Source organism: Motilibacter deserti (assembly GCF_011250635.1).
Classification (GTDB): domain Bacteria; phylum Actinomycetota; class Actinomycetes; order Motilibacterales; family Motilibacteraceae; genus Motilibacter_A; species Motilibacter_A deserti.
In genome coordinates, this window is record NZ_JAANNP010000223.1 from 1 (window position 1) to 1,581 (window position 1,581).

The 1,581-nt window shown below is 73.8% G+C and carries 2 protein-coding genes; one reads left to right on the forward strand and one right to left on the reverse strand.

Features of this window, described 5'->3' with window-relative positions; all coding sequences use genetic code 11:
• A partial coding sequence (locus tag G9H71_RS22610; protein WP_231135338.1) for a gamma-glutamylcyclotransferase occupies positions 1–270 on the reverse strand: 270 nt, incomplete at its 3' end.
• Positions 271–404: 134 nt separating this feature from the next.
• On the opposite strand from G9H71_RS22610, the gene G9H71_RS22615 reads away from it, so the two are divergent.
• A partial coding sequence (locus G9H71_RS22615) for a PAS domain-containing protein (RefSeq protein WP_166284998.1) occupies positions 405–1,581 on the forward strand: 1,177 nt, incomplete at its 3' end.

Below are 1,581 nucleotides of genomic sequence, written 5' to 3' on the forward strand. Positions count from 1 at the left end.
GTCCGCCGACTCGTACGTGTCGGCGGCCGCCAGCTCGGCCGCCGTCAGCTCCAGGACCACCCCGCGTACCTCGTCCGCCGGGTCCCCGGTGTGCAGGAGCACCGGGTGCTCCCCGATGCCGCTCGTACGGACGACCTCGGGGTTGGTGATGCGCAGCATCCGAGTCGTGTAGCCAGGGAGCGCGTCAGGCGACGAAGCCAGCGGGCGGCCGAACGTCGCGGTCTGCACCGCCGGGTCCTGCAGCGTGCCGTACGAGAACAGGCGCTCCATGCGCCTCATCCTGCCCGGCCGGCGCGGCCCGGGAAGTGACGTCGCCCTCGCTCTGCGCAGGGGAGGCCCGCGACCGGGCACAATGGGGGGCCGGGTGCACACCCCGCTCCGGCCCGATCACCCGGAGGAGTCTCGTGGCCAGTCATCCGTCTGACGGCGATGACGAGACCCCGGCGACGGCGGTGGGCAGCGACAGCTCCGCGCACGCCGACGCGGCGGGCCAGCACGCTCTTCCCGGTAGCTCGGCCCTCGACCGGCTGGCCGCCCTCGCGGCGTCGCTCCTGCACGCGTCCAGCGCCTACGTCTCGGTGCTCACCGACCGGCAGAAGATCGTCGGCGGCGCCGGGCTACCGCCCGGGGTCGCGACCGGCATGGAGATGCCGCTGACCGACGCCGTGTGCCGGCTGACGATCGCGGCGGGCGCGCCGGTCGTCGTGCCGGACGCCAGCGCCGATGCCCGGGTCTCCGCGCTGCCGGCGGTCGCCGAGGGGCTGGTGGGCTCCTACCTTGGCGTGCCCATCCACGCGTCGGTGGGCGAGCTGATCGGCGCGCTCTGCGTCTTCGAGGCCGAACCGCGCGCCTGGTCCCCCTCCGACGTGCAGGTCCTCACGCAGCTGGCCGACTCGGCGAAGACCGAGCTGGAGCTCGCCGCCCTGACCGCCGAGTACGAGGCCACGCGCGTCATGTCCGAGCTGGCGGTCGACGCGGCCGGCATCGGCACGTTCGACTGGGACCTCACGACCGGTGTCCTCACGTGGGACGACCGGCTCATCGAGCTCTTCGGCTACGACCGGGAGACGTTCGACCGGTCGATCGAGGGCTTCAACGCCCGGCTGCACCCGGAGGACCTGCCCCGGGTCACGCACGCCCTGGAGACGGCGATCGCGACCGGCGGCGGCTACGAGGCGGAGTACCGCATCCTGCTCCCGGACGGCGCGACGCGCTGGATCACCGCGCGCGGCCGGGCGCTGCGGGACGAGCACGGGCGCTCGGTCCGCGTCCTCGGGGCGGCGTACGACACCACGAGCGCCCAGGAGGGCGAGGCGCGGGTCCGCCGGGTGCTGGAGATGATGACCGCGGCGTTCTTCTCCCTCGACCGGGAGTGGCGCTTCACCTACGTGAACTCCCAGGCCGAGACGCTGCTCGGCAAGCCCCGCGAGGAGCTGCTCGGCGGCAACGTGTGGGAGCTCTTCCCCGCCGCGCTCGCCTCCGACTTCGAGACGCACTACCGCGGCGCGATGGAGACCGGACAGCAGACGAGCTTCGAGGCGTACTACCCCGCCCCGCTCGACGCGTGGTACGAGGTGCGGG